Origin of the sequence: Variovorax sp. KBW07 (assembly GCF_003852515.1) — a bacterium.
GTDB lineage: Bacteria > Pseudomonadota > Gammaproteobacteria > Burkholderiales > Burkholderiaceae_C > Variovorax.
Map to the genome: position 1 here is coordinate 6296 of NZ_QAJK01000103.1, position 20753 is coordinate 27048.

Annotated in this window: 18 protein-coding genes; 5 read left to right on the forward strand and 13 right to left on the reverse strand. The window is 67.6% G+C overall.

The features are described 5' to 3' along the window. Positions 1 to 137: 137 nt before the first annotated feature. Positions 138 to 1181, reverse strand: coding sequence for a nicotinate-nucleotide--dimethylbenzimidazole phosphoribosyltransferase (gene cobT / locus DBV14_RS20685; RefSeq protein WP_185546074.1), 1044 nt, complete (start codon positions 1179 to 1181; stop codon positions 138 to 140). Positions 1182 to 1230: 49 nt separating this feature from the next. Next, positions 1231 to 2691 (reverse strand): cobyric acid synthase, encoded by a 1461-nt coding sequence (locus tag DBV14_RS20690; protein WP_124461584.1) that lies wholly within the window; start codon positions 2689 to 2691, stop codon positions 1231 to 1233. 47 nt (positions 2692 to 2738) lie between these two features. Between DBV14_RS20690 and DBV14_RS20695 the strand changes: the two genes are divergently transcribed. Further along, positions 2739 to 3011, forward strand: a complete 273-nt coding sequence (locus DBV14_RS20695; protein WP_260397147.1) for a hypothetical protein — start codon at positions 2739 to 2741, stop codon at positions 3009 to 3011. A 79-nt stretch (positions 3012 to 3090) separates the two neighbouring features. On the opposite strand, the gene DBV14_RS20700 is transcribed toward DBV14_RS20695, so the two are convergent. From DBV14_RS20700 to DBV14_RS20715, 4 genes are all read right to left on the reverse strand, one after another. Next, positions 3091 to 4587 carry an efflux transporter outer membrane subunit gene (locus DBV14_RS20700; protein ID WP_124461586.1) on the reverse strand — a complete coding sequence of 499 codons (1497 nt, stop codon included), beginning with the start codon at positions 4585 to 4587 and terminating at the stop codon, positions 3091 to 3093. A gap of 33 nt (positions 4588 to 4620) precedes the next feature. After that, positions 4621 to 7908, reverse strand: a complete 3288-nt coding sequence (locus DBV14_RS20705; RefSeq protein ID WP_124461588.1) for an efflux RND transporter permease subunit — start codon at positions 7906 to 7908, stop codon at positions 4621 to 4623. Between the two features lie 51 nt (positions 7909 to 7959). Next, positions 7960 to 9210 carry an efflux RND transporter periplasmic adaptor subunit gene (locus tag DBV14_RS20710; protein WP_124461590.1) on the reverse strand — a complete coding sequence of 417 codons (1251 nt, stop codon included), beginning with the start codon at positions 9208 to 9210 and terminating at the stop codon, positions 7960 to 7962. Between the two features lie 149 nt (positions 9211 to 9359). Next, a complete protein-coding gene (locus tag DBV14_RS20715) occupies positions 9360 to 10244 on the reverse strand; it encodes an alpha/beta hydrolase (RefSeq protein WP_124461592.1) in 885 nt (294 codons plus the stop codon). A gap of 180 nt (positions 10245 to 10424) precedes the next feature. Between DBV14_RS20715 and DBV14_RS20720 the strand changes: the two genes are divergently transcribed. The 4 genes from DBV14_RS20720 (at position 10425) to DBV14_RS20735 (ending at position 14826) form a co-directional block, all read left to right on the forward strand. Beyond that, the gene (locus DBV14_RS20720; RefSeq protein WP_124461596.1) at positions 10425 to 11339 is read left to right on the forward strand and encodes a LysR family transcriptional regulator; all 915 of its coding nucleotides are present in this window, start codon (positions 10425 to 10427) and stop codon (positions 11337 to 11339) included. A 163-nt stretch (positions 11340 to 11502) separates the two neighbouring features. Then, positions 11503 to 11964: a (2Fe-2S)-binding protein gene (locus DBV14_RS20725; RefSeq protein WP_124461598.1), complete on the forward strand. Its 462-nt coding sequence runs from the start codon at positions 11503 to 11505 to the stop codon at positions 11962 to 11964. 4 nt (positions 11965 to 11968) lie between these two features. Beyond that, entirely contained in the window at positions 11969 to 14185 is a 2217-nt protein-coding gene (locus DBV14_RS20730; protein ID WP_124461600.1) for a xanthine dehydrogenase family protein molybdopterin-binding subunit, read from the forward strand. 5 nt (positions 14186 to 14190) lie between these two features. After that, positions 14191 to 14826: an Isoquinoline 1-oxidoreductase subunit gene (locus DBV14_RS20735; protein ID WP_124461602.1), complete on the forward strand. Its 636-nt coding sequence runs from the start codon at positions 14191 to 14193 to the stop codon at positions 14824 to 14826. A gap of 27 nt (positions 14827 to 14853) precedes the next feature. On the opposite strand, the gene DBV14_RS20740 is transcribed toward DBV14_RS20735, so the two are convergent. From DBV14_RS20740 to DBV14_RS20770, 7 genes are all read right to left on the reverse strand, one after another. After that, positions 14854 to 15318 (reverse strand): OsmC family protein, encoded by a 465-nt coding sequence (locus DBV14_RS20740; RefSeq protein WP_124461604.1) that lies wholly within the window; start codon positions 15316 to 15318, stop codon positions 14854 to 14856. Positions 15319 to 15386: 68 nt separating this feature from the next. Further along, complete coding sequence (locus DBV14_RS20745) at positions 15387 to 15974, reverse strand: GNAT family N-acetyltransferase (RefSeq protein ID WP_260397148.1); 588 nt, start codon at positions 15972 to 15974, stop codon at positions 15387 to 15389. Between the two features lies 1 nt (position 15975). Continuing rightward, positions 15976 to 16704 (reverse strand): LrgB family protein, encoded by a 729-nt coding sequence (locus DBV14_RS20750; protein WP_124461606.1) that lies wholly within the window; start codon positions 16702 to 16704, stop codon positions 15976 to 15978. Next, positions 16701 to 17054 carry a CidA/LrgA family protein gene (locus DBV14_RS20755; protein WP_124461608.1) on the reverse strand — a complete coding sequence of 118 codons (354 nt, stop codon included), beginning with the start codon at positions 17052 to 17054 and terminating at the stop codon, positions 16701 to 16703. The genes DBV14_RS20750 and DBV14_RS20755 overlap by 4 nt, the downstream gene beginning before the upstream one ends. Positions 17055 to 17084: 30 nt before the next feature. Continuing rightward, on the reverse strand, positions 17085 to 18161 hold the full coding sequence (locus DBV14_RS20760) for an aminotransferase class I/II-fold pyridoxal phosphate-dependent enzyme (protein ID WP_124461611.1): 1077 nt from the start codon (positions 18159 to 18161) through the stop codon (positions 17085 to 17087). Further along, the gene (gene cbiB, locus DBV14_RS20765; RefSeq protein WP_124461612.1) at positions 18158 to 19144 is read right to left on the reverse strand and encodes an adenosylcobinamide-phosphate synthase CbiB; all 987 of its coding nucleotides are present in this window, start codon (positions 19142 to 19144) and stop codon (positions 18158 to 18160) included. The genes DBV14_RS20760 and cbiB overlap by 4 nt, the downstream gene beginning before the upstream one ends. A gap of 512 nt (positions 19145 to 19656) precedes the next feature. Beyond that, the gene (locus DBV14_RS20770) at positions 19657 to 20691 is read right to left on the reverse strand and encodes a M35 family metallo-endopeptidase (RefSeq protein ID WP_260397149.1); all 1035 of its coding nucleotides are present in this window, start codon (positions 20689 to 20691) and stop codon (positions 19657 to 19659) included. Positions 20692 to 20753 lie beyond the last annotated feature (62 nt).

A 20753-nucleotide genomic window follows, 5' to 3' on the forward strand; every position in this document is an offset into this window, starting at 1 on the left:
GGCGGTGTGCTCTGCGCAGCGAAATAAAGGAGGAGCGAAGCGGGGGACATTCGCGGAGCAGAGCACACCGTCGGCGTGAGCGCGCCCTGAACAGCAGCGCTCAGAACGCAGCGAACGACGGACGGAAGCGCAAGCTGTCATGTCTTGCGCGACACACCCGCCGCCTCGAAGCTGGCCATCTCGCGCAGGATCAGGCACGCGGACTCCAACAGCGGCCAGGCCAGCGCGCCACCCGAGCCTTCACCCAGACGCAGGTCGAGGCTCAACAGCGGTTCCAGCCCCAGCCGCTCCAGCAACAGCACATGCCCCGGCTCCGCCGAACAGTGCGCCGCCACGCAGCGCTGCGCCACGAACGGCTGCAGCGCCTGGGCTACCAGCACGGCCGCGCTGGCGATGAAGCCGTCGACCACGATCACGCGCCGCTCCTGCGCGGCTTGCAGCACCACACCGACCAGCGTCGCGACCTCGAAACCGCCGAAGGCCGCCAGCGCGTCCAGCGGCGCCGTGGCGGACGCGTGCAGCGCCAGCACCTGGCGCAACACCTCGCGCTTGCGCGCCAGGCCCGCTGCGTCGAGGCCGGTGCCCACGCCGATGCAGGCATCGATGGGCAGGCCGGCCAGCCTCGACAACAGCAGTGCCGCCGAGGAACTGTTGCCGATGCCCATTTCGCCGAGCAGCACGGCGTTGCCCGGCAGCGCGCGCACCACCTCGCGGCCATTGGCAATGGCCTGGGCGCATTGTTCGGACGTCATCGCCGGGCCCGTGGAGGCATCCGCCGTGCCCGCGGCAATGCGCCGCTGCACCAGCCCGGGCCGGGGCTGGAAGTCGCGCACCACGCCGCAATCGACCACCGTCAATGCCAGGCCGTGCTGGCGCGCGAGCACGCTCACGGCGGCACCGCCGGCCAGGAAGTTCTCGACCATCTGCCAGGTGACGTCGCTGGGATACGCCGAGACGCCGCGCGCCGCCAGGCCATGGTCGCCCGCGCACACCAGCATCTGCGGTGCTTCGAGCCGCGGCGCTTCGCTGCCCAGGATGAGGCCGATGCGCAGTGCCAGGGTTTCGATGCGGCCGAGCGCGCCGAGCGGCTTGGTCTTGTTGTCGAGCGCACTCCGCAGCCTGGCCACCAGGGCGGTGTCGACGATGTCGGGAATGGCGGAAATCTGTTCGTTGTTGTTCATGCCGTCGGTCAATCTAGCGGTCGGTCAGTCAAATCAGTCGGTCAGTCGGTCAAGCAATCAGCCCGGCCAGCACGCCGGCGTCGAAATGGGTGTCGATGAAGTCGGCCAGCCCGTCGAAGGTGGCGTCCAGCGTGGGGGCGGTGGCGCCGAACAGGGCGTGCAACGCGCCAGCATCCTCGAACAGGCCGTGCAGGTAAAGGCCCAGCACGTTGCCGCGCGTGTTCTGCCAGGCCAGCCCCTCGGGCATGACGGGGTGGCCGTCGTGCGCAAGTTGGGGGTGGGCGGCGGTCTGGCCGTGGTGAATCTCATAGCCGGCCACGGGCACGCCCGACAGCGCGGCCCAGTCGCCGGTCAGTTTGCCGAAGGTGGCGGCGCGGTGGCGCACGGTTTTCTCGCGCTCGAACACGGTCACCAGCGGCAGCAGGCCGAGCCCCGGTGCGTTGCCGTCGATGCCGTGGGGGTCGACCAGCGCCTCGCCCAGCATCTGCAGGCCGCCGCAGATGCCCAGCACCGCGCCACCCCGCCCGGCGTGCGCGGCCACGGCGCTGTCGAGCCCCTGCGCGCGCAGCCAGGCCAGGTCGCCGCTGGTGTGCTTGGAGCCGGGCAGCACGATCCAGTCGGCACCGGCCACGTCGGCCGGGGTGCGGGCCCAGACCAGCCGCACGCCGGGCACGTTCTTCAGCGCCTGGAATTCGTCGAGGTTGCTGATGCGCGGATACGCCACCACCGCCACCGTGCGGGTGACTGTGCCGCTGGCGCGGCTGCGATCGTCGAACACGCCGTCTTCTTCGGGCAGGCCGTGCTGCCACCACATGGGCAACACGGCGACGGTGGGCACGCCGGTCAGCTCCCGCAGTTGCTGCGGCGCGGGCGCCAGCAGCGAGGCGTCGCCCCGGAATTTGTTAAGCACGAAGCCCTTGAGCAGCGCCCGGTCGGCTTCGGGCAGCAGCGCCCAGGTGCCGTACAGGTGGGCAAAGGCGCCGCCCCGGTCGATGTCGGTCGCCAGCAGGCAACGGGCCTGGGCGTGCCGCGCGATGCGCATGTTGACGATGTCGCTGGCCATCAGGTTGATCTCGGCCGGCGAGCCCGCGCCTTCGATGACCACCACGTCGTTTTCGGCGCGCAGCTCGTCGAGCGCCTGTGCGATCTGCGGCCAGACGCGCTCGCTGCGGCCGCGCCAGGGCAAGGCCGACAGCGCTTCGGTCACCTGCCCCATCAGCACGACCTGGCTGTGCGTGTCGCGCTCGGGCTTGAGCAGCAGCGGGTTCATGCGCACCTCGGGCACGGCATTGGCGGCCAGGGCCTGGAAATACTGGGCGCTGCCGATTTCGCCGCCGTCGACCACGCGGGCGTTGTTGCTCATGTTCTGCGCCTTGAACGGCGCCACTTTCAGGCCCTGCCGCGCATACCAGCGGCACAGCGCCGTGGCCAGCCAGCTCTTGCCCGCGCCGCTGGTGGTGCCCAGGACCATGACGCAACGCGCCGGCCCGTTTGTAGCCTTTGAACTCATCGGCGAATTGTCGTTGAGCGCCGCCGTTGAATCCGAATCCGGCGCCGATGCGTACACAGGCCATCACCACGCTTTGCAACCACGGACCCATGCCTGCCCTGAACGATCTGGCACTTGCCGTCGAGGAACGCGAACCGGGCCAGTTCTTCTGGACCCTGCTCAAAGCCCACCACGGCAGCGAAGAAGCCTCCGAGACACTCGACTACCGGGTCTACCGCTCGGCCACCCGGCCGCAGGCCAGCTACTCCAGCGCGCTGGCCATGGGCGTGGCCGAACTGCAAAAAATAAACGCCGCCGCAGGCCCGGCCGGTAACGGCTGACCCTGCGGCGGCGCAAGACCGCATGACTGCGGCTTTCAGGCTTTCAAACTGAAACTCTGGCTGGCTGGCCCTTTGCCTTTCAGCGCGCGGCCACGGCCTGCGACGCCGGTGCCGGTGCCGCCGGTTCCGCCGGTGCCACGGCCACAGCAGCCGGCGCTTCCCAGCCCCCGCCGATGGCTCGGATCAACCCCACGGCAGCCTGGTACTGCGCCGACTTCACCTGCAGCGCCTGCCGCCGGTTGCGCAGCTCGCTGCGGCGGGCGTCGAGCAGGTCGAGCTGGCTGATGTAGCCGTTGCGGTAGCGCGTGTCCGACAGGCTGGTGGCGCGCTGGGCCGACGTGACGGCCTGCGCCTGCACCACCGATTGCTCCTGCAGGATGCGAATGGCGGCCAGCTGGTCTTCGACCTCCTGGAATGCCACCAGCACCTGCGAGCGGTAGCTGGCCAGCGCGCCGTCGAGCTGGGCATTGGCGCCCTGCACGCCGGCTTCGCGGCGGCCGCCGTCGAAGATCGGCAGCGACAGCAGCGCGCCCACGCCCCACGAGCGGGCCGACCACTTGAAGAGGTCGCCGATCTCGGGCGAGGCGTAGCCGGCGGCGCCGGTCAGCGAGATGTCCGGGAACCACGCGGCCTGCGCCACGCCGACGCGGGCCTGCGCGGCCAGCACGGCGCTCTGCGCGGCCGACACGTCGGGCCGGCGCGTCAGCACCGTGGCCGGCACGCCCGGCGGAATGGACGGCAGCGCCGTGGCCCATTCGTCGGTGCGCAGGCCGAAGCTGGAGGCCGAATCGCCCACCAGCACGGCCAGCGCGTGCTCCACCTGGGCCCGCTGGCGGTCGAGCGCCAGCGCGTCCGATTCGGTGGACGACACCTCGGTCTGCACACGCGCCACGTCGAGCTCGGCAATGTCGCCGGCCGCCTGGCGGCGCTGCGTCAGGCGCAGCGTGTCGCGGTAGGCCTCGACCGTCTCGCGCACCAGGGCGCGTTCGGCATCGAGCGCGCGCAGCTGCAGGTAGGTCTGGGCCACTTCCGCCTGCACCGCCAGCCGGGTGCTTTGCAGCAGCGCCTCGCGGCCCGCCGCGTCCAGCTTGGCCGCGTTGCTGGCGCCCGAGAGGCGGCCGAACAGGTCGAGCTCGTACGAGAAGGTGGCACCGGCATTGGTCATGGTGGCCGGCCGCGTGCTGGCGGTGGCCTTGTCCAGCCCCGCGCCACGGTTGGCACCGGCGTTCAGGCCGATCTGCGGCAGGCGGTCGGCGTTGGCGCTGCGTGCCAGCGCACGGGCCTCGGCCAACCGCGCGGCCGCGGCCTGGATGTTGTTGTTGTTGACGTCGGCCTTCTCGACCAGCGCATTGAGCACCGGGTCGTTGAACGCCAGCCACCAGGCGCCGCGTGCCTGCGCCTCGGAAGGCACCGCACGCGTGAAGCCTGCGGGCGGCGTGGCGCCCTGCTCCTTGAACTGCGCCGTGGTCTGGATCTCCGGCATGCCGGAGGGCACGGTGGCGCAACCGGCCAGCGCCAGGGCCGCCACCAGCGGCAGCAGCGCGTTGCGGACCAAAGGTTGGAATGCGAATTTCATGATGATCAACTTTCTTCTTGACCGACCCCGCGGTCAGTCATGCGATCCGTGCGAGGGACGCGGCGACGCGGGCACCGGGTTCAACCCGCCGCCACCCGAACCACCGTGCGACGACGGTGCGGAATGAGCGACCGGGTGGTCGGCCGACACGAAGTCGTCGCCATGCGGCACTTCGCCATGCAGCTTGAGCGGCCGGTTGCCCGCGAGGCGCCGCAGCAGCACATAGAACACCGGCGTCAGGAACAGGCCGAAGGCCGTCACGCCGATCATTCCGGCGAACACCGCCACGCCCATGGCCTTGCGCATTTCAGAGCCCGCGCCGGTCGACAGCACGAGGGGCAGCACGCCCATCACGAAGGCCAGCGAGGTCATGAGAATCGGGCGCAGGCGCAGGCGGCTGGCTTCGATGGCGGCTTGCACGGGTGTGCGCCCCGCAAACTCCAGCTCCCGTGCGAACTCCACGATAAGAATCGCGTTCTTCGCACTCAGCCCCACCAGCACGATCAGCCCGATCTGCGTGAAGACGTTGTTGTCACCCCCCGATATCCACACGCCCGCCATCGCGGCCATGATGCCCATCGGCACGATCAGAATGATCGCGATCGGCAGCGTCAGGCTTTCGTACTGCGCAGCCAGCACCAGGAACACCAGCAGGATGGCCAGCGGGAACACCAGGAAGGCGGAGTTGCCGGCCAGAATTTCCTGGTACGTCAGCTCGGTCCACTCGAAGCTCACGCCCTTGGGCAGCGTCTCGGCCGCGATCTTGGTGATCGCGTCCTGTGCCTGGCCCGACGAATAGCCGGGAGCCGGGCCACCGTTGATATCGGCGGCCAGGTAGCCGTTGTAGCGCATGGCGCGTTCCGGCCCGAAGGTCGAATTGACCTTCATCAGCGCGGACAGCGGCACCATTTCGCCCGAGGTCGAGCGCACCTTCAGCAGGCCCACGTCTTCGGCACGGGCGCGGTACGGCGCATCGGCCTGCACCCGCACGCTGTACGTGCGGCCGAACTTGTTGAAGTCGTTCGCATACAGGCTGCCCAGGTAGATCTGCATGGTGTCGAAGATGTCCGTCACCGGCACGCCGAGCTGGCGGGCCTTGGTGCGGTCGATGTCGGCATACAGCTGCGGCACGTTGACCTGCCAGCTCGTGAACATGCCGGCCAGCTCGGGCGCGGCGTGCGCCTTGGCCATGAAGGCCTTCACTGCCGCGTCCATCTGGTCGTAGCCGACCGAGGCACGGTCTTCCAGCTGCAGCTTGAAGCCGCCCGTGGTGCCCAGGCCCGCCACCGGTGGCGGCGGGAACATCACGATGAAAGCGTCCTGGATGCCGGCGAAGGCACCGTTCAGCTGGCCGGCCACGGCACCGCCGCTCTGGTCTTCGCGCTTGCGCTGGTCGAAGGGCTTGAGCGTGGCAAACACGATGCCCGAGTTCGAGCTGTTGGTGAAGCCGTTGATCGACAGGCCCGGGAAGGCAATGGCGTCTTCCACGTTCGGGTTCTTCTTCATGATCTCGCCCATGCGCTGGATCACTTCGTCGGTGCGGTCGAGCGTGGCGCCGTCGGGCAGCTGGGCAAAACCGATCAGGTATTGCTTGTCCTGCGCCGGCACGAAGCCGCCCGGCACCGCCTTGAAGAGGCCGAAGGTCACGGCGATCAGCGCCACGTAGATTGCCAGCATCAGCGCCTTGCGCGAGATGACGTTCTTCACACCGCCGCTGTAGGCCTCCGAGCCGCGATGGAACAGGCGGTTGAAGCCGCGGAACAGCCAGCCGAAGGCCTTGTCCATGCCGCGCGTCAGAGCGTCCTTCGGCTGGTCATGGCCGCGCAGCAGCAAAGCGGCAAGCGCCGGCGACAGCGTGAGCGAGTTGATCGCCGAGATCACCGTCGAGATGGCGATGGTCACCGCGAACTGGCGATAGAACTGGCCCGTGAGGCCGCTGATGAAAGCCAGCGGAACGAACACGGCCACCAGCACCAGCGCGATCGCGATGATGGGCCCGGACACTTCGCGCATGGCGCGGTACGTGGCTTCGCGCGGCGTGAGCCCCGCTTCGATGTTCCGCTCGACGTTTTCCACCACCACGATGGCGTCGTCCACCACGATGCCGATGGCCAGCACCAGCCCGAACAGGCTCAGCGCGTTGATCGAGAAGCCCAGCACATGCAGCACCGCGAAGGTACCGATCACCGACACCGGCACGGCCAGCAGCGGAATGATCGACGCGCGCCACGTCTGCAGGAACAAGATGACCACGAGCACCACCAGCATGATGGCTTCGAGCAGCGTGTGAATCACCGATTCGATGGACGCGCGCACGAACTGCGTTGGGTCGTAAGCGATGCGGTATTCCAGGCCCTCGGGCATGTTCTTGTTCAGCTCTTCCATCGTCTTGCGGACGTTGGACGAGATGTCGAGCGCGTTGGAGCCCGGTGCCTGGAACACGCCCATGCCGACGGCCGGGTCGTTGTTCAGCAGCGAACGCAGCGAGTAGTCGGCGGCGCCCATTTCAAGGCGGCCGATGTCGCGCAGCCGGGTCACGGCGCCGTCGGTGCCGCTCTTGACGATGATGTCGCCGAACTCTTCTTCGCTCTGCAGGCGCCCTTGCGCATTGATCGACAGCTGCATGTCCACGCCCGACAGGCCCGGCGATGCGCCGACCACGCCGGCCGCGGCCTGCACGTTCTGGCCACGGATGGCGGCCACCACATCAGAAGCCGAGAGGCCGCGCTGCGCGACCTTCTGCGGGTCGAGCCAGACGCGCATCGAATAGTCGCCGCCGCCGAAGATCTGCACCTGGCCCACGCCTTCGATGCGTGCCAGCGGGTCTTTCACGTTCAGCACCGCGTAGTTGCGCAGGTAGTTGATGTCGTAGCGGTTGTTCGGCGAGACGAGGTGGACCACCATCGTCAGGTCGGGGGCGCTCTTGACGGTCGTGATGCCCAGGCGCCGCACTTCCTCGGGCAGGCGCGGCTCGGCTTGCGAGACGCGGTTCTGCACGAGTTGCTGCGCCTTGTCGGGGTCGGTGCCCAGGCGGAAGGTGACGGTGAGCGTCAGCACGCCGTCGGTGGTCGCCTGGCTGCCCATGTAGAGCATGCCTTCGACGCCGTTGATCTGCTCTTCGAGCGGGGTGGCAACGGTTTCGGCAATCACCTTCGGATTGGCGCCGGGGTACTGGGCGCGCACCACCACCGAAGGCGGCGCGACTTCCGGGTACTCCGAGATCGGCAGCCCGCGCAGCGCGATCAGGCCGGCTATCAGCATCAATAGCGACAGCACGCCGGCAAAGATCGGCCGGTCGATGAAGAATTTAGAGAGATTCATGTTGGTTCTCCGGCGAGCGCCATGAGGCGCTCCCCTCCGGGTTCATCGAATTCAGGACTTCGCGGCTTCCGCCACGCGTTCAGGTTGTTGCTGCTTGACGTCGGCCTTGGCGTCCATCGTCACGGTCTGCGGTGCCAGCAGTGCACCCGGGCGGATGTGCTGCAGGCCGTTGACCACGATGCGGTCGCCCGCCTTCAGGCCCTTGCTCACGACACGCAGGCCGTTGATGGAAGCACCCAGCGTCACTTCGCGGTAGACGGCCTTGCTGTCTTCACCGACGACCATCACGAACTTCTTGTTCTGGTCGGTGCCGATGGCGCGTTCGCTCACCAGCAGTGCGGTGTCGTTGCGTGCCTGGCCCATGCGGATGCGGGCGAACTGGCCGGGAATGAGCGAGCCGTCCTTGTTGTCGAACGAGGCCCGCACGCGCACCGTGCCGCTCTTGGCATCGACCTGGTTGTCGATCAGCTGCAGCTTGCCGGTGAAGGGCGTGCCGTCCAGGCCGGCGGTGCCCATCTGCACGGGAATCGTCTCGATCTGGCCGCGGGCGCTGGAGCCGCTCGGCAGCTCCTTCAGGGCCCGGGTGATGACTTGCTCGTCGGCATCGAAGCTCGCGTAGATCGGGCTCACCGACACCAGCGTGGTCAGCACCGGCGCGCCGGGGCCCGCGGCGACGAGGTTGCCCACAGTCACCTCGAGCTTGCCGATGCGGCCCGACACCGGTGCCCGCACCTGGGTGTAGCCCAGGCTCAGGCGCGCGGTCTGCAGCGAGGCTTGCGCCGCGCGCAGGTTGGCTTCGGCTTCGCGGCCGGCGTTGGCGCGCTCGTCGTATTCGCGCTGGGCAATGGCCTGCTCGTCCCACAGGCGCTTGGCGCGTTCCTGCTCGCTGCGGCTGAACGACTGGCGGGCCTGCGCCGACGCCACCTGCGCTTCGGCGCGCTCGACCTCGGCCGCGTACGGCGCGGGGTCGATGGTGATGAGCAGGTCGCCCTGCTTCACCAGTGCGCCTTCACGGAAGTGCACCGACTGCACGGCGCCCGCCACCCGGGATCGCACGTCGACCCGCTCCACGGCTTCGAGCCGGCCCGAGAACTCGTCCCAGGCGTTGATCTCGCTCGACGCCACGGTGGCAACCGACACCGGCGTGCCCTGCTGCGCGGCAACGGGTGCCGTGGCCTCGGCCTTGAAGCTGTGCATGCCCAGCACGGCGGCCGCCACGGCCAGCAGCGCGGTCACGCCCGTCACTGCGGGCCACAGGCCCTTGCGGGCAGCGGAAGAGAGCTTTTGCTTGTTGTTCGACATGATGGTTCGTCCTTCTCGATGACTTTTTGGATGCAACAGGCCACCCCGGCGCATTTCGGCACCAGGAGGCGGATTTCGGAAAAAAAGGGGCCCTCTCACGCTGCCGCGCTGGCAGCGTGTCGATCAGGCAGCCTGGGGGCTGGAACTAACTAGCTGGGGTGGTTGGGCGCCGCGGGAGGCGGCGTGGTCGCACTGAAGAACTCGCGGAAGTGCTGCTGCACGGTGGCTTCACAGGCCACGCAACCGTTGTTCTCGGTGTCGTACAGCGCCTTCGGCCAATCCTTGGCACTGGGCAGCACGCTGCTCGTGACCTCGATGCCGGCGGCACGCAGGCGGCCGGCGAAGGTCAGCGCTTCGTCGCGCATGGCGTCGTCGGCACCCACCAGCACCAGCGCGGGTGCCAGGGCCGACAGCCGCAGCGATCCGCTCGGCACCGCATAGGGGTGCGTGGCGTTCGAGGGGCAACTGAGGTACTTCTCCCAGCCAGTAGCCCAACGGCACTCGGCCGCGTCGTTGGTGGCGTTGCGCAGCGAGGCCGTGCCTGCGCACGGATCGAGCATGGGCGACAGCAGGATCTGCCCGGCCACCGGCGGATGCGCCCGGTCGCGGGCAATCAGCGCCACGGCCGCGGCCAGGTTGCCGCCGGCTTCTTCGCCGGCCAGGTACACCTGCGCGCCCTTGCCGCCGAGCTTGACGCGCTGCTTGTAGAGCCATTCGAGGGCGGCATAGCCCACCTCGATGGGTTCGGGAAATGGCGACTCGGGTGCCAGCGGATACGCCAGCGAAACCACCACCGCGCCGGAGCCGGCCAGCAGCCGTGCCACGTTGCGTCCGTTGTCGAGGTTGCCGCAGATGAAGGTGCCGCCATGGAAGTGCAGCACCAGCGGCACCGTGTCACCCTTGGCGCGCTGTCCGTACACACGCGCACCCACCGGTGCACGGCCGGGCAGCTCGATCGACAGATCGGCTTCCACGCCTTGTGCCGCTGCGAGAGCAGCAGCTTCGGCGGAGCGGGACGATGGAGCGGGTGACATGGGCGACCTTGGGGGAATGGGCGATGAGTGAAATATAAGGCGCCGCATGTCGCGTTAAACAGGGAACATGCCCCTACTCTGTTTCCAAACCGCTAACAATCGGAGCCCTGTGGGGATTACCCGCATGTGTGAGAATCCGCTCCCCCCGGTGTGGGCCGGGTACCCCAGAACAGGCATTCAATGGATCAAATCCAGGCCATGCGGATCTTTGTCCGCGTCGTGGAAGCCGGGACATTCACCCGGGCCGCCGACTCTCTCGCCCTGCCCAAGGGCACCGTCACCAAGCAGATCCAGGCGCTGGAATCGCGCCTGCGCGTGAAGCTGCTCAACCGCACCACGCGGCGCGTGACCGTCACGCCCGACGGCGCGGCCTACTTCGAGCGGGCGGCGCGCCTGCTGAACGACTTCGACGACATGGAAGCCAGCATGACGAATGCGCAGGCCAGCCCCACGGGGCGCTTGCGCATCGACGTCGGCACCTCGGTGGCCAGGCAGATCATCCTGCCCGCGCTGGCCACCTTCTGCGACCGCTACCCCGACATCCAGGTCGACCTGGGCGTGAGCGACCGCACGGTGGACCTGATCAGCGACAACGTCGATTGCGTGATCCGCGCCGGCGAGCTCAGCGACCAGTCGCTGGTGGCGCGCCGCATCGGCACGCTGTATTTCGTCACCGTGGCGTCACCGGCGTACATCAAGCGCTACGGCACGCCTCAGCACCCCAACGACATCGAGAAGCGCCACCACGTGGTGAGCTATTTCTCGGGCACCACGCGGCGCGTGTACCCGCACGAGTTCCACAAGGGCGACGAGCGCATCGAGCTGAACGGGCCCTACCGCGTGTCGGTGAACGAGAGCAATGCCCACATCGCGGCGGTGCTCGGCGGCTTCGGCATTTCGCAGTGCATCACCTTCATGGCCGAGCCGCACCTGGAAAACGGCGAGCTGGTCGAGGTGCTGTCCGACTGGACCCGCGACCCGTTGCCGATTCACGTGGTGTACCCGCCCAACCGCCACCTCAGCGCCAAGGTGCGGGCTTTTGTAGATTGGGCGGCCGATCTGTTCGCGAAGAATCCGCGGCTGCAGCGCCGCTGACGCTTTCCACCGAGTCCGCCGAATCCACCGAAAGCCGCGCTTGCATCCGCGGCCCGGAAAAGGTACACCGACCGAGGCCCGCAGCGCCTCAGGTCGCGTCATCTGGCAGCGCCCCGGCCGGGTAGTTCTTTCTCTTTATCTAGCCACCCAACAAAGGGGAGCCATGATTCATCACATCCAAGTGAACGGGAAGGCGCAGCGTGTCGACGTGGACGACGACACGCCGCTGCTCTGGGTCCTGCGCGACCATCTTCAACTGACCGGCACCAAGTTCGGCTGCGGCGTGGCCCAGTGCGGCGCCTGCACCGTGCACCTGGAAGGCCAGCCGGTGCGCTCGTGCTCGATACCGGTGGCAGCCGTGGGCAAGCGCGCCATCACCACCATCGAGGGCGCGACCAGCCGCGAAGCCAAGGCCGTGCAGGCCGCGTGGATCGCGCGCGACGTGCCGCAGTGCGGCTACTGCCAGTCGGGCCAGATCATGAGCGCGGTGGCGCTGCTGCGCGAAGTGAAGAAGCCGACCGACCGCGACATCGACCTGGCGATGAACGGCAACATCTGTCGATGCGCGACCTACGTGCGCATCCGCGCGGCCATCCATGACGCGGCGCAAGCGCTGCAAGGGTGACGCCATGAGCACCGACACCACCCATACCACCGACACCGACAACGCGACGGCAGCCCCGAAGGCCGCAGGCCTCTCGCGCCGCACCCTGCTCCAGGGCACCACCGGCCTGCTGGTCGGCGTGTACCTCGCCCCCATGAGCCGCTCGGCGCAGGCCGCCACGCCCAAGGCCCGCGCCGCCGCCTTCGCGCCCAACGCCTTCGTGCGCGTGGGCACCGACAGCACGGTGACCGTGCTGGTCAAGCACATCGAATTCGGCCAGGGCCCGATGACCGGCCTCACCACGCTGGTGGCCGAGGAGATGGACGCCGACTGGTCGCAGATGCGCGCCGAGCACGCACCCGCCAACGCCAAGCTGTACAACAACATGGCCTTCGGCCCGATACAGGGCACGGGCGGCTCCAGCGCGGTCGCCAACTCCTACGAGCAGATGCGCAAGGCCGGCGCCATTGCGCGCGCCCTGCTGGTCCAGGCCGCGGCCAATGCGTGGTCGGTGCCCGCCGCCGACATCGCGGTAGAGCGCGGCGTGCTGCGCCACGTGGCCTCGCGCCGGCAAGGCCGCTTCGGCCAGTTCGCGGTGGCCGCCGCCAGGCTGCCCGTGCCGCAGGACGCGCCGTTGAAAGACCCGTCGGCCTTCCGCCTCATCGGCCGCGAAGGCGCCGTGAAAAAGCTCGACGTGCCGGGCAAGACCAACGGCACCGCGCAGTTCTCGATGGACATCCACGAGCCCGGCATGCTGACGGTGGTAGTGGCCAGGGCGCCACGCTTCGGCGGCAAGGTCGCGTCTTTCGATGCCACCGCCACCCGCGCGGTGAGCGGCGTGGTCGACGTGAAGCAGGTCTCGTCGGGCGTGGCCGTGTACGCGAAAGACACGTGGTCCGCCATCAAGGGCCGCGAGAAGTTGCGCGTGGTCTGGGACGAGGCCGCCGCCGAGAAACGCAGCAGCGCGCAGATCGTGGCCGACTACCGGCAACTCGCAAAAACGACGGGCACCGTGGCCGCGAGCCAGGGCGACGTGGCCGCCACCGTGGCGGGCGAACGCGTGATCGAGACCGAGTACGTGTTCCCCTACCTGGCGCACGGCCCGATGGAGCCGCTCAATGGCTTCCTGGTGTGGGACGGCAAGCGCGTCAAGGCGCGCTACGGCAGCCAGATCCAGACGCTCGACCAGATGCAGATTGCCAAGGTCTTCGGCATCAAGCCGGAAGATGTCGAGATCGAGACCCTGCTCGCCGGCGGCAGCTTCGGCCGCCGCATCGACCTGGGCCACGACATGCTCGAAGAACTGGCCGAATCGGCCAAGGCCATCGGCCCGAACAAGCCCGTGAAGATCGTCTGGACGCGCGAGGACGACATCACCGGCGGCTTCTACCGCCCGGCCTTCGTGCACCGGCTGCGCGGCGTGCTGCGCGACGGCAAGCTGGCCTCGTGGAGCAACACCATCGTGGGCCAGTCGTTCATCATCGGTACCGCGTTCGAGGGGCTGATGAAAGACGGCATCGACGGCACCATGGTCGAGGGCGCCAAGGCCATTCCCTACGACATTCCAAACTTCCGCTGCGACGCGCACATCGCCAAGAGCCCGGTGCCGGTGACCTCGTGGCGCTCCGTGGGCAGCACGCACACGGCGTATGCCACCGAGTGCTTCATCGACCAGCTGCTCGAAACAGCGGGGCTCGATCCGGTCGACGGGCGCCTGTCGCTCATGGGCAAGTCGGCGCGCCATGCGGGCGTGCTGCGCACCGTGGCCGAGATGGCGAAATGGTCGAGCACCAGGCCCGAGGCCGGACGCGCGCGCGGCGTGGCGGTGGCCGAATCGTTCGGCACCTTCGTGGCCGAGATCGCCGAGGTGTCGATGGGCGGCAACGGCGAGCCGCGCGTGCACAAGGTGTGGTGCGCGGTCGATTGCGGCACCGTGGTCAACCCCGACATCGTGCGTGCGCAGATGGAAGGCGGCATCGGCTTCGGGCTGGGCCACATCCTGTTCGCGCAGGTCAGCCTCGACGAAGGGCGGCCGATGCAGCGCAACTTCAACACCTACCGTTCGCTGCGCATCCAGGAAATGCCCGAGATCGAGGTGAAGATCATCGACTCGAAAGAAAAGCCGACCGGCGTCGGCGAACCCGGCGTGCCACCCATCGGACCCGCCGTGGCCAATGCGCTGGCGCGGCTCGGCAAGGCAAGGCCGACGCAGTTGCCGATGGTCGGAGGGCTGCAGGCATGACGACGATGACGCTCCTTCCCAAGTCCGTTGCCCGCCTGCTCGGTGCCGCCCTGCTCTCGCTCGCTTTCGCAGGTTCGGCCTTCGCGCAACTGGCACCGTCCACAGCACCTGGCAATGTCACCACGCTGAAGCCCGCCTCCGAGTTCGATCGCATCGAGAACAAGCAGGAGCGTGCGGCCGCGCTCTTCATCGAGGCCGGCAAGGTCATCAACAGCCCGCGCTGCCAGAACTGCCACCCCGGCGGCGAGCGCCCGACGCAGACCGACGCGATGACGCCGCACCAGCCCTGGGTGATACGCGGCGCCGACGGCTTCGGTGCGCCGGGCATGCGCTGCGCCACCTGCCACCAGGCCGCCAACTTCGAAAGCTCGGGCGTGCCCGGCCATGCGAAGTGGCACCTGGCGCCGGCCTCGATGGCCTGGCAGGGCAAGTCGCTCGCGCAGATCTGCGAGCAGATCAAGGACAAGTCGCGCAACGACAACATGGACCTGGCCGCACTGGTCAAGCACATGTCCGAAGACACGCTGGTCGGCTGGGCCTGGAAGCCGGGCGCCAACCGCACGCCGGCACCGGGCACGCAGACGCAGTTCGGGGCGTTGATACGCGCCTGGGCGGAGGCCGGGGCCTACTGCCCGAAGTGAGCGGGGAAGCGAAGGCTGCGCGGCCTGTCAGTAGACCGGCTCGCAGCGCACGTCGGTCTTGACCGAGTTCGCAATGAAGCACTCTTCATGCGCCCGGTGGTGCATGTGGTCGATCTGCTCGCGCGTGGGCAGGTTGTCGCCCGAGAAGGTCACCTGCGGCCGCAGCGTGACCACCGTCATCGCCGTCTTGCCTTCGGCGTTCTTCTCCATCACGCCGACGGCCGCGTCGAAGTAGCGGTCGACGTTGAACTTGCGCTTCACCGCCATGGTGAGGAACCACAGCATGTGGCAGTTCGACAGCGAGGCGACGAACATCTCTTCGGGATCGACCGCCGACGCATCGGACATAGGCAGCGGCACCACGTGCGGCGACGAGGAGCCCGCCACTTCCGCACCGCCATCGAAACGCAGCGAATGCCTGCGGCTGTAGGTGTTGCCCAGGAAGTCCTGCTCGCCACGCAGCCAGAGAATTTCCGCGGTGTACTGGGCCATGGGTTGCGCTCCTGCCTGGTGGGTGTGCGTTGATCGGGGCGCCATTTTGCATCCGGGCCCCGAAGATGTCAGAGGTCGATGCGGTACCTGAACTTGGTCAGGCTGCCCTGGCTGGGCTGCGTGAGGAAAGTGCCGACCTGCACGCCGCCGTTGGCCTCGATCACCTTCTGCGACGCGAAGTTGTCGGGGCTGGTCGTCACCTCGACCCAGCGCAGGCCCTCCCCGGCCGCCAGCTTCAGCATGGCGCCGAGCGCTTGCGTGGCGTAGCCCCTGCGCTGCTTCCACGGCACCACGCTGTAGCCGATGTGGCCCAGGCAGTACGCGGGCAAGGCCTGGGTGCCGGGTTGCCAGCGCAGGTCGATGCTGCCGCTGAACTCACCGTCCCACATCCAGCATTTGTAGCCGGGCAGCCGGGGCACCAGCGAGCCGTCGGGCATGGTCACGGGCGGGCCCTTGGCTTCGCGGTCCACCAGGCTCGCGAGAAAGCCGGCCGCATCGGCTTCGATCTGCGCACGCTCTTCGGAGCCCGAGCCGGGGCGCGATTCATCGCGCGCCCAGCCGCGGTTCAGGGCCGACACATAGCTGTCGAGGCCGGCCTTCGAGGGCCAGACCAGTTCCATCGGGCGGAGTGCGATGCCGGGCTTGGGTTTCTTCATTTCAGGCGCCCAGCAACTTGACCAGCAACGGCACCAGCAGCGCGGTCGCGATGCCGTTCAGCCCCATGGCCAGCGCCGAGAATGCGCCCGCCGTTTCGTTCACCTGGATGGCGCGCGCCGTGCCGATGCCGTGTGCCGCCATGCCCACAGCGAAGCCGCGCACCGCAGGCTCTTTGATGCGCAGCAGGTTCAACAGGCCGGTCGCCATGATCGCGCCCGAGATGCCCGCAATGGCCGCGGCCACGGCCGCGAGCGACGGCAGCCCGCCGATTTTTTCGGCCACGCCCATGGCGATGGGCATGGTGGCCGACTTGGGCGCGAGCGACATGATCAGCTCGTGCGAGCCGCCCAGTACCCACGCGATGCCGATGGCCGACACGATGGCCGCCACAGAGCCCACCAGCAGCGCCACGCCGATCGGCAGCCACAGCCGCCGCAGCCGTTCGACCTGCCCGTAGAGCGGCACCGCCAGCGCCACCGTGGCCGGGCCGATCAGGAAGTGCACGAACTTCGCGCCTTCGAAATAAGTGTCGTACGGCGTGCGCGTGACCAGCAGCACGCCCACGATGACGATGACCGACACCAGCACCGGATTGACCACCGGGTTGCGCCCGCTGCGCGTGTGCAGCCACAGCGCGCCCAGGTAGGCCAGCAGCGTGAGCGACAGCCACAGCAGCGGCGACTGCGCAAGGAAGACCCAGATTTCGGAGAGCTTCGCGGGCGCGGTCATTCGGCGTTCTTTCCGGTGATGCGGATCATCCAGCGGAAGGTGAGCGCGGTCACGGTCATGGTGAAGGCCGCGCCGACGATGCCGGCCGCCAGGAACGGCAGCCACTCGCGCCCCACCCGCTCGAAATGCAGCATGACGCCGGTCACCGCCGGAATGAACAGCAGCATCAGGTTGCGCAACAGGTGGCCCGATGTGTCGGTCAGCGTCTGAGGCGTGCTGCCGCGAACCAGCAAGCCGACGAACAGCAGCAGCATGCCGATCAGCGGCCCGGGGATCGGCAGGCTGAGCCACTGCACGAGCAGCTCGCCGGCCAGCTGGCAAAGAAAAAGCGTGGTGATGGCGTAGAGCATGGTTCTTGTTTTTTTGGAATGTCCGTTCGGTCAGGTCGATGCGCGATGTTCGATGGAAGCGGCCGCGCGTGTCCAGGCCTCTTTCAGGGCCTGCTGGCTCGCCGGCGGCAGCACCCCGACGCGCACGTGGCCCGGCAGGCCGAAGGAGGCGCAGTCGCGCAGCTTGATGCCTTCGGCGCGCAGCGCGGCGGCCAGCGCGGGATACGGTTTGTCGGTGCGCGCGCAGAAGAAATTGCCGTCGCCGGGCAGGCAATGCCAGCCGAGCGATTCGCAGAGGGCGAGTTGCGCGGCCTTCCATGCGCGCAGCGTCTGGAGGCTTTTCGCCAGCCAGTCTTGCGCTTCGTCGCCGGTCCAGGCTTCGAGCAGCGCGACGCCGTGCGTGCCTATCGGCCATGACGGCGCGAGCCGGTCGAGGCGTTGCAGCATCGGCGTGGCGCCTTCGCCCTCGGCTTCACCACGGGGCGCGATGGCATAGGCGGCGCGAATGCCGGTCAGGCCCATCGCCTTGTTCGGGGTCCACAGCTGCCAGACGCGGTCGCGTTGCGCGGCATCGAGCGATGCCCGGCCTTCGAGGCGCAGCGGCTCGTACGCCATGTCGAGCACGCAGAGGCCGCTCGTGCTTTCAGCGAGCTGCGCCAGACCGGGCTGCGCCTGCCCCATCGGGCTCGACGGTTCGCAAGACCAGCGCAGCGCAGCCGCCGTGTGCGATGCCGGCGCGCGCACCGGCTGCAAGCCCCAGGCCTGCGCGGCACGCTCGTAGTCGCCATAGCTGTGCGCCGGCAGCCAGGCTTGCTGGCCACCACCTTGCGCAACGGCCGCGCTGACGCGATGGATGAACTCGCTCGCGCTCGCCGCGATCACCACGCGTTCCGCGGCCACCTCGTGAAAACGTGCGAGCCGCGCGCGCAGCGCCGTGTAGCGCGGGTCCGGGTAGTGCGCGGCATCGGCGGCGCGGACCGCGGCCACGGCAGCGGGACACGCGCCCACTGCGTTGCCATTGGTAGAAAAGTCGTGCGGTGCGGCGCCCGATTCATCGGGCCCGCCATGTACGACATTTACGGCATTCGCGACATTCACGGCATTCGCGGCGATGCGGTCCGAAGTCATGCCCACCACCTCCAGCACGTGACGGCCACGATGCCCATCGACGCGACGACAGCCAGGGCCAATGCGGCCCGGCCACCCAGTTGCGCGGTGCGCTGCGTGTCGGCAGCCGTTACCGCGCGCCCTTCGGCATTCAATGCATACACGCCGGGCTTGGCCAGCCGCACGCCGAGCAGCAAGGCCATCGCCGCCATCGGCCAGCCGCTGTTGGGCGACGGCGTGCGGAGTGCTTCTTCGGACAGTCTCGTGGGCCAGCGCCATGCCGCCAGCACCAGCAACCCCACGGTGATGCGCGCCGGCAGCCACGACAGCAGGTCGTCGGCACGCGCGGCCCATTTGCCGAACCACGTCCAGTCGCGCCCGTTGCGCAGCCCCAGGTAGCCCCACATCGCATCGGCTGTGTTGGCGAAACGGTAGACCGCCGCGCCCGGCAGGCCGAGCAGCACGAACCAGAACACCGGGGCCACCAGCGAATCGTTGAGGTTTTCAGCAAGCGATTCGATCGCGCTTTCACGCACCTCGCGCTCGCTGAGCATCGAGACATCGCGGCTCACCAGCCGGGCCAGCTGCTTGCGGCCGGCATCGAGCGACACGGCCAGCGCGGCCTCGACCGCCAGCACTTCGTCGCGCAGCATGCGCCAGGCGAAGAGCGGCTTCAGCAGCAGGCCCAGCACCACCGCCATGGCCCACAGGGGCAGCCACATCGTGAGCATTCCCTGCAATGCCATCGCCACGCCGCCGACCGCGGCCGCGCCCACGCACCAGGTCAGCGCGCCGATGAAGAAGGCCGGCAGGTCGACGGGCTTCGCATCCTTCGGCAAAGGCGCTGTACGCGAGCTGATCGCGCCCAGGTACTGCCCCATCCACACGACCGGATGACAGCGCGCGGGCGGCTCCCCGAGCCAGCGGTCGATGGCCAGCGCGAGCCACAGCGCGGCGACGATGGCAAGTGCGTATTCAAGAGAAGCGAAAGAGACGAGGGGCATGAGAGCCGCCATTCTCGCGAATCAAATGGTGCGACGTTCAGCTTGATCGGGATCAGACACACAGTTTGATCCAGCATCTCCTGAAATTAGGTCATCGTTTGAAGCCAGGTATCGGAACCGGGTTGCAATCCGGTGCATTCGTCGGGTTCAGTTGGACAACGGCATAGTTTCCATTCGAACGAACATCTGCTGGTGAGTAGACATTCGAACTGGAGTGGACCCGCAAACCTTCGTAGAGACTTTGCAGGGCACGGGCCGTGACATCGGCCCGACGCCTTGCCAACTCCTTGTTTTCGCGCTTCGCTCCAACGGCCACTCCTTCTACTTCGCCGTCCCCATATTGGAACCAGCCTCGAACCTCACCCAGCCAATTTGCCAGTCGCACAATCTGCTTCGAGTCAAGTTGTGCGGAGCCCTCGGGAAAGTCCAAAGTGATCTGAATCACGCGTGAGCACGCACTAGCACTGCCGCAAGCCAATATCAGCGCCAAAGCCAGCGCTAGCGCCAGCGGCTTAATCACCATAGAGCACGTAGCCGGTGATGCTGTCCGCGTTGACCCTTGCTTCGTTTGGCCGCGAGGCCAGTGGCAGGCTGAATCGCATACGGTAAACCGTATCAATTGAAGAAAAGGTGTCATCGAAATGAGTCACTTCGTGGATGAGCGTGCCGAGTTGGGAATCGGTCGAGAAAGAGGCGCGGGGAATGGTACAGAAGCCGACAGCGATGCCGATGGTGTGCGTCTTGACATCAGGCTTGTAGACTTCCGCGACGAGACCCAACTTGTTGCCTGACGGCGTGCATCCGACATTCCTCATGAGTTGTTCCGAATAGCGCACAAAGTTGTCGCAGGAGAGCCCCTTCAGGACACGGACGCAGCCTTTGAGTCCTGATTGGAGATGCTGCCGTACCGGTTCGTCGCTTACGCCGAACCACGTGGCAACGCGCTGCTGCTCAGCCTTGCCCCACTGTTGCAAGTCCTTCAGTCGCACGTCGATCAATTCGACTGCCTGATTGCGCAAGCCGAGTACCAACGTACAAAACTCCTTGTTCGTCATGTTGTGGCAAATGTTTTCGATCTGCTCGGCCTCGGGCGGGTGCTCCGCGATGCCATCGACCAGCTTCTTGCTCGCAGCCACGGTTGTCGAATCTCCGACGAACCAATCCGGCAAGGCGGTGAAGCTTGCGCGGAAGTCACCTGCGGCGCCAGCCAGACAGTCGTCGTGAATCACGGTATGCATCAACGTGGCGACGAGCGGTGGCGGAACCGGACAGTGACAAACCACGACATCACCTTCCAGCGCAGTTTCTGCCCCGTGAAACCATCCCCTGCGGGGGCCACCGGCCTTCGCGATGATGCCGACGCTGTTGCAGCCCTCGCAATAGACGCGTCCCCCGATGAGTGCCAGCCGATGTCCATGGACATCCGACATGGGGCCCCTATAGGGCAATACCGCGCCGCCTGAAACCGGCGGGTCGCCCACCACGACAACTTTTCGCATCATCCTGAAAATCCCCCTGTTCAGCGATGGCAATTTGTACGTGGACATGTGCGAGGCCAATGACCGCCGTTGCGATCTGGCTTTGACAGGGCGTCAATCTTTCACGGCCC

Coding starts and splice junctions, on each gene's coding strand:
- cobT (WP_185546074.1), bottom strand. CDS start 1,181: ATGAACAACAACGAACAGATTTCCGCCATTCCCGACATCGTCGACACC.
- DBV14_RS20690 (WP_124461584.1), bottom strand. CDS start 2,691: ATGAGTTCAAAGGCTACAAACGGGCCGGCGCGTTGCGTCATGGTCCTG.
- DBV14_RS20695 (WP_260397147.1), top strand. CDS start 2,739: ATGCGTACACAGGCCATCACCACGCTTTGCAACCACGGACCCATGCCT.
- DBV14_RS20700 (WP_124461586.1), bottom strand. CDS start 4,587: ATGAAATTCGCATTCCAACCTTTGGTCCGCAACGCGCTGCTGCCGCTG.
- DBV14_RS20705 (WP_124461588.1), bottom strand. CDS start 7,908: ATGAATCTCTCTAAATTCTTCATCGACCGGCCGATCTTTGCCGGCGTG.
- DBV14_RS20710 (WP_124461590.1), bottom strand. CDS start 9,210: ATGTCGAACAACAAGCAAAAGCTCTCTTCCGCTGCCCGCAAGGGCCTG.
- DBV14_RS20715 (WP_124461592.1), bottom strand. CDS start 10,244: ATGTCACCCGCTCCATCGTCCCGCTCCGCCGAAGCTGCTGCTCTCGCA.
- DBV14_RS20720 (WP_124461596.1), top strand. CDS start 10,425: ATGGATCAAATCCAGGCCATGCGGATCTTTGTCCGCGTCGTGGAAGCC.
- DBV14_RS20725 (WP_124461598.1), top strand. CDS start 11,503: ATGATTCATCACATCCAAGTGAACGGGAAGGCGCAGCGTGTCGACGTG.
- DBV14_RS20730 (WP_124461600.1), top strand. CDS start 11,969: ATGAGCACCGACACCACCCATACCACCGACACCGACAACGCGACGGCA.
- DBV14_RS20735 (WP_124461602.1), top strand. CDS start 14,191: ATGACGCTCCTTCCCAAGTCCGTTGCCCGCCTGCTCGGTGCCGCCCTG.
- DBV14_RS20740 (WP_124461604.1), bottom strand. CDS start 15,318: ATGGCCCAGTACACCGCGGAAATTCTCTGGCTGCGTGGCGAGCAGGAC.
- DBV14_RS20745 (WP_260397148.1), bottom strand. CDS start 15,974: ATGAAGAAACCCAAGCCCGGCATCGCACTCCGCCCGATGGAACTGGTC.
- DBV14_RS20750 (WP_124461606.1), bottom strand. CDS start 16,704: ATGACCGCGCCCGCGAAGCTCTCCGAAATCTGGGTCTTCCTTGCGCAG.
- DBV14_RS20755 (WP_124461608.1), bottom strand. CDS start 17,054: ATGCTCTACGCCATCACCACGCTTTTTCTTTGCCAGCTGGCCGGCGAG.
- DBV14_RS20760 (WP_124461611.1), bottom strand. CDS start 18,161: ATGACTTCGGACCGCATCGCCGCGAATGCCGTGAATGTCGCGAATGCC.
- cbiB (WP_124461612.1), bottom strand. CDS start 19,144: ATGCCCCTCGTCTCTTTCGCTTCTCTTGAATACGCACTTGCCATCGTC.
- DBV14_RS20770 (WP_260397149.1), bottom strand. CDS start 20,691: ATGTCCACGTACAAATTGCCATCGCTGAACAGGGGGATTTTCAGGATG.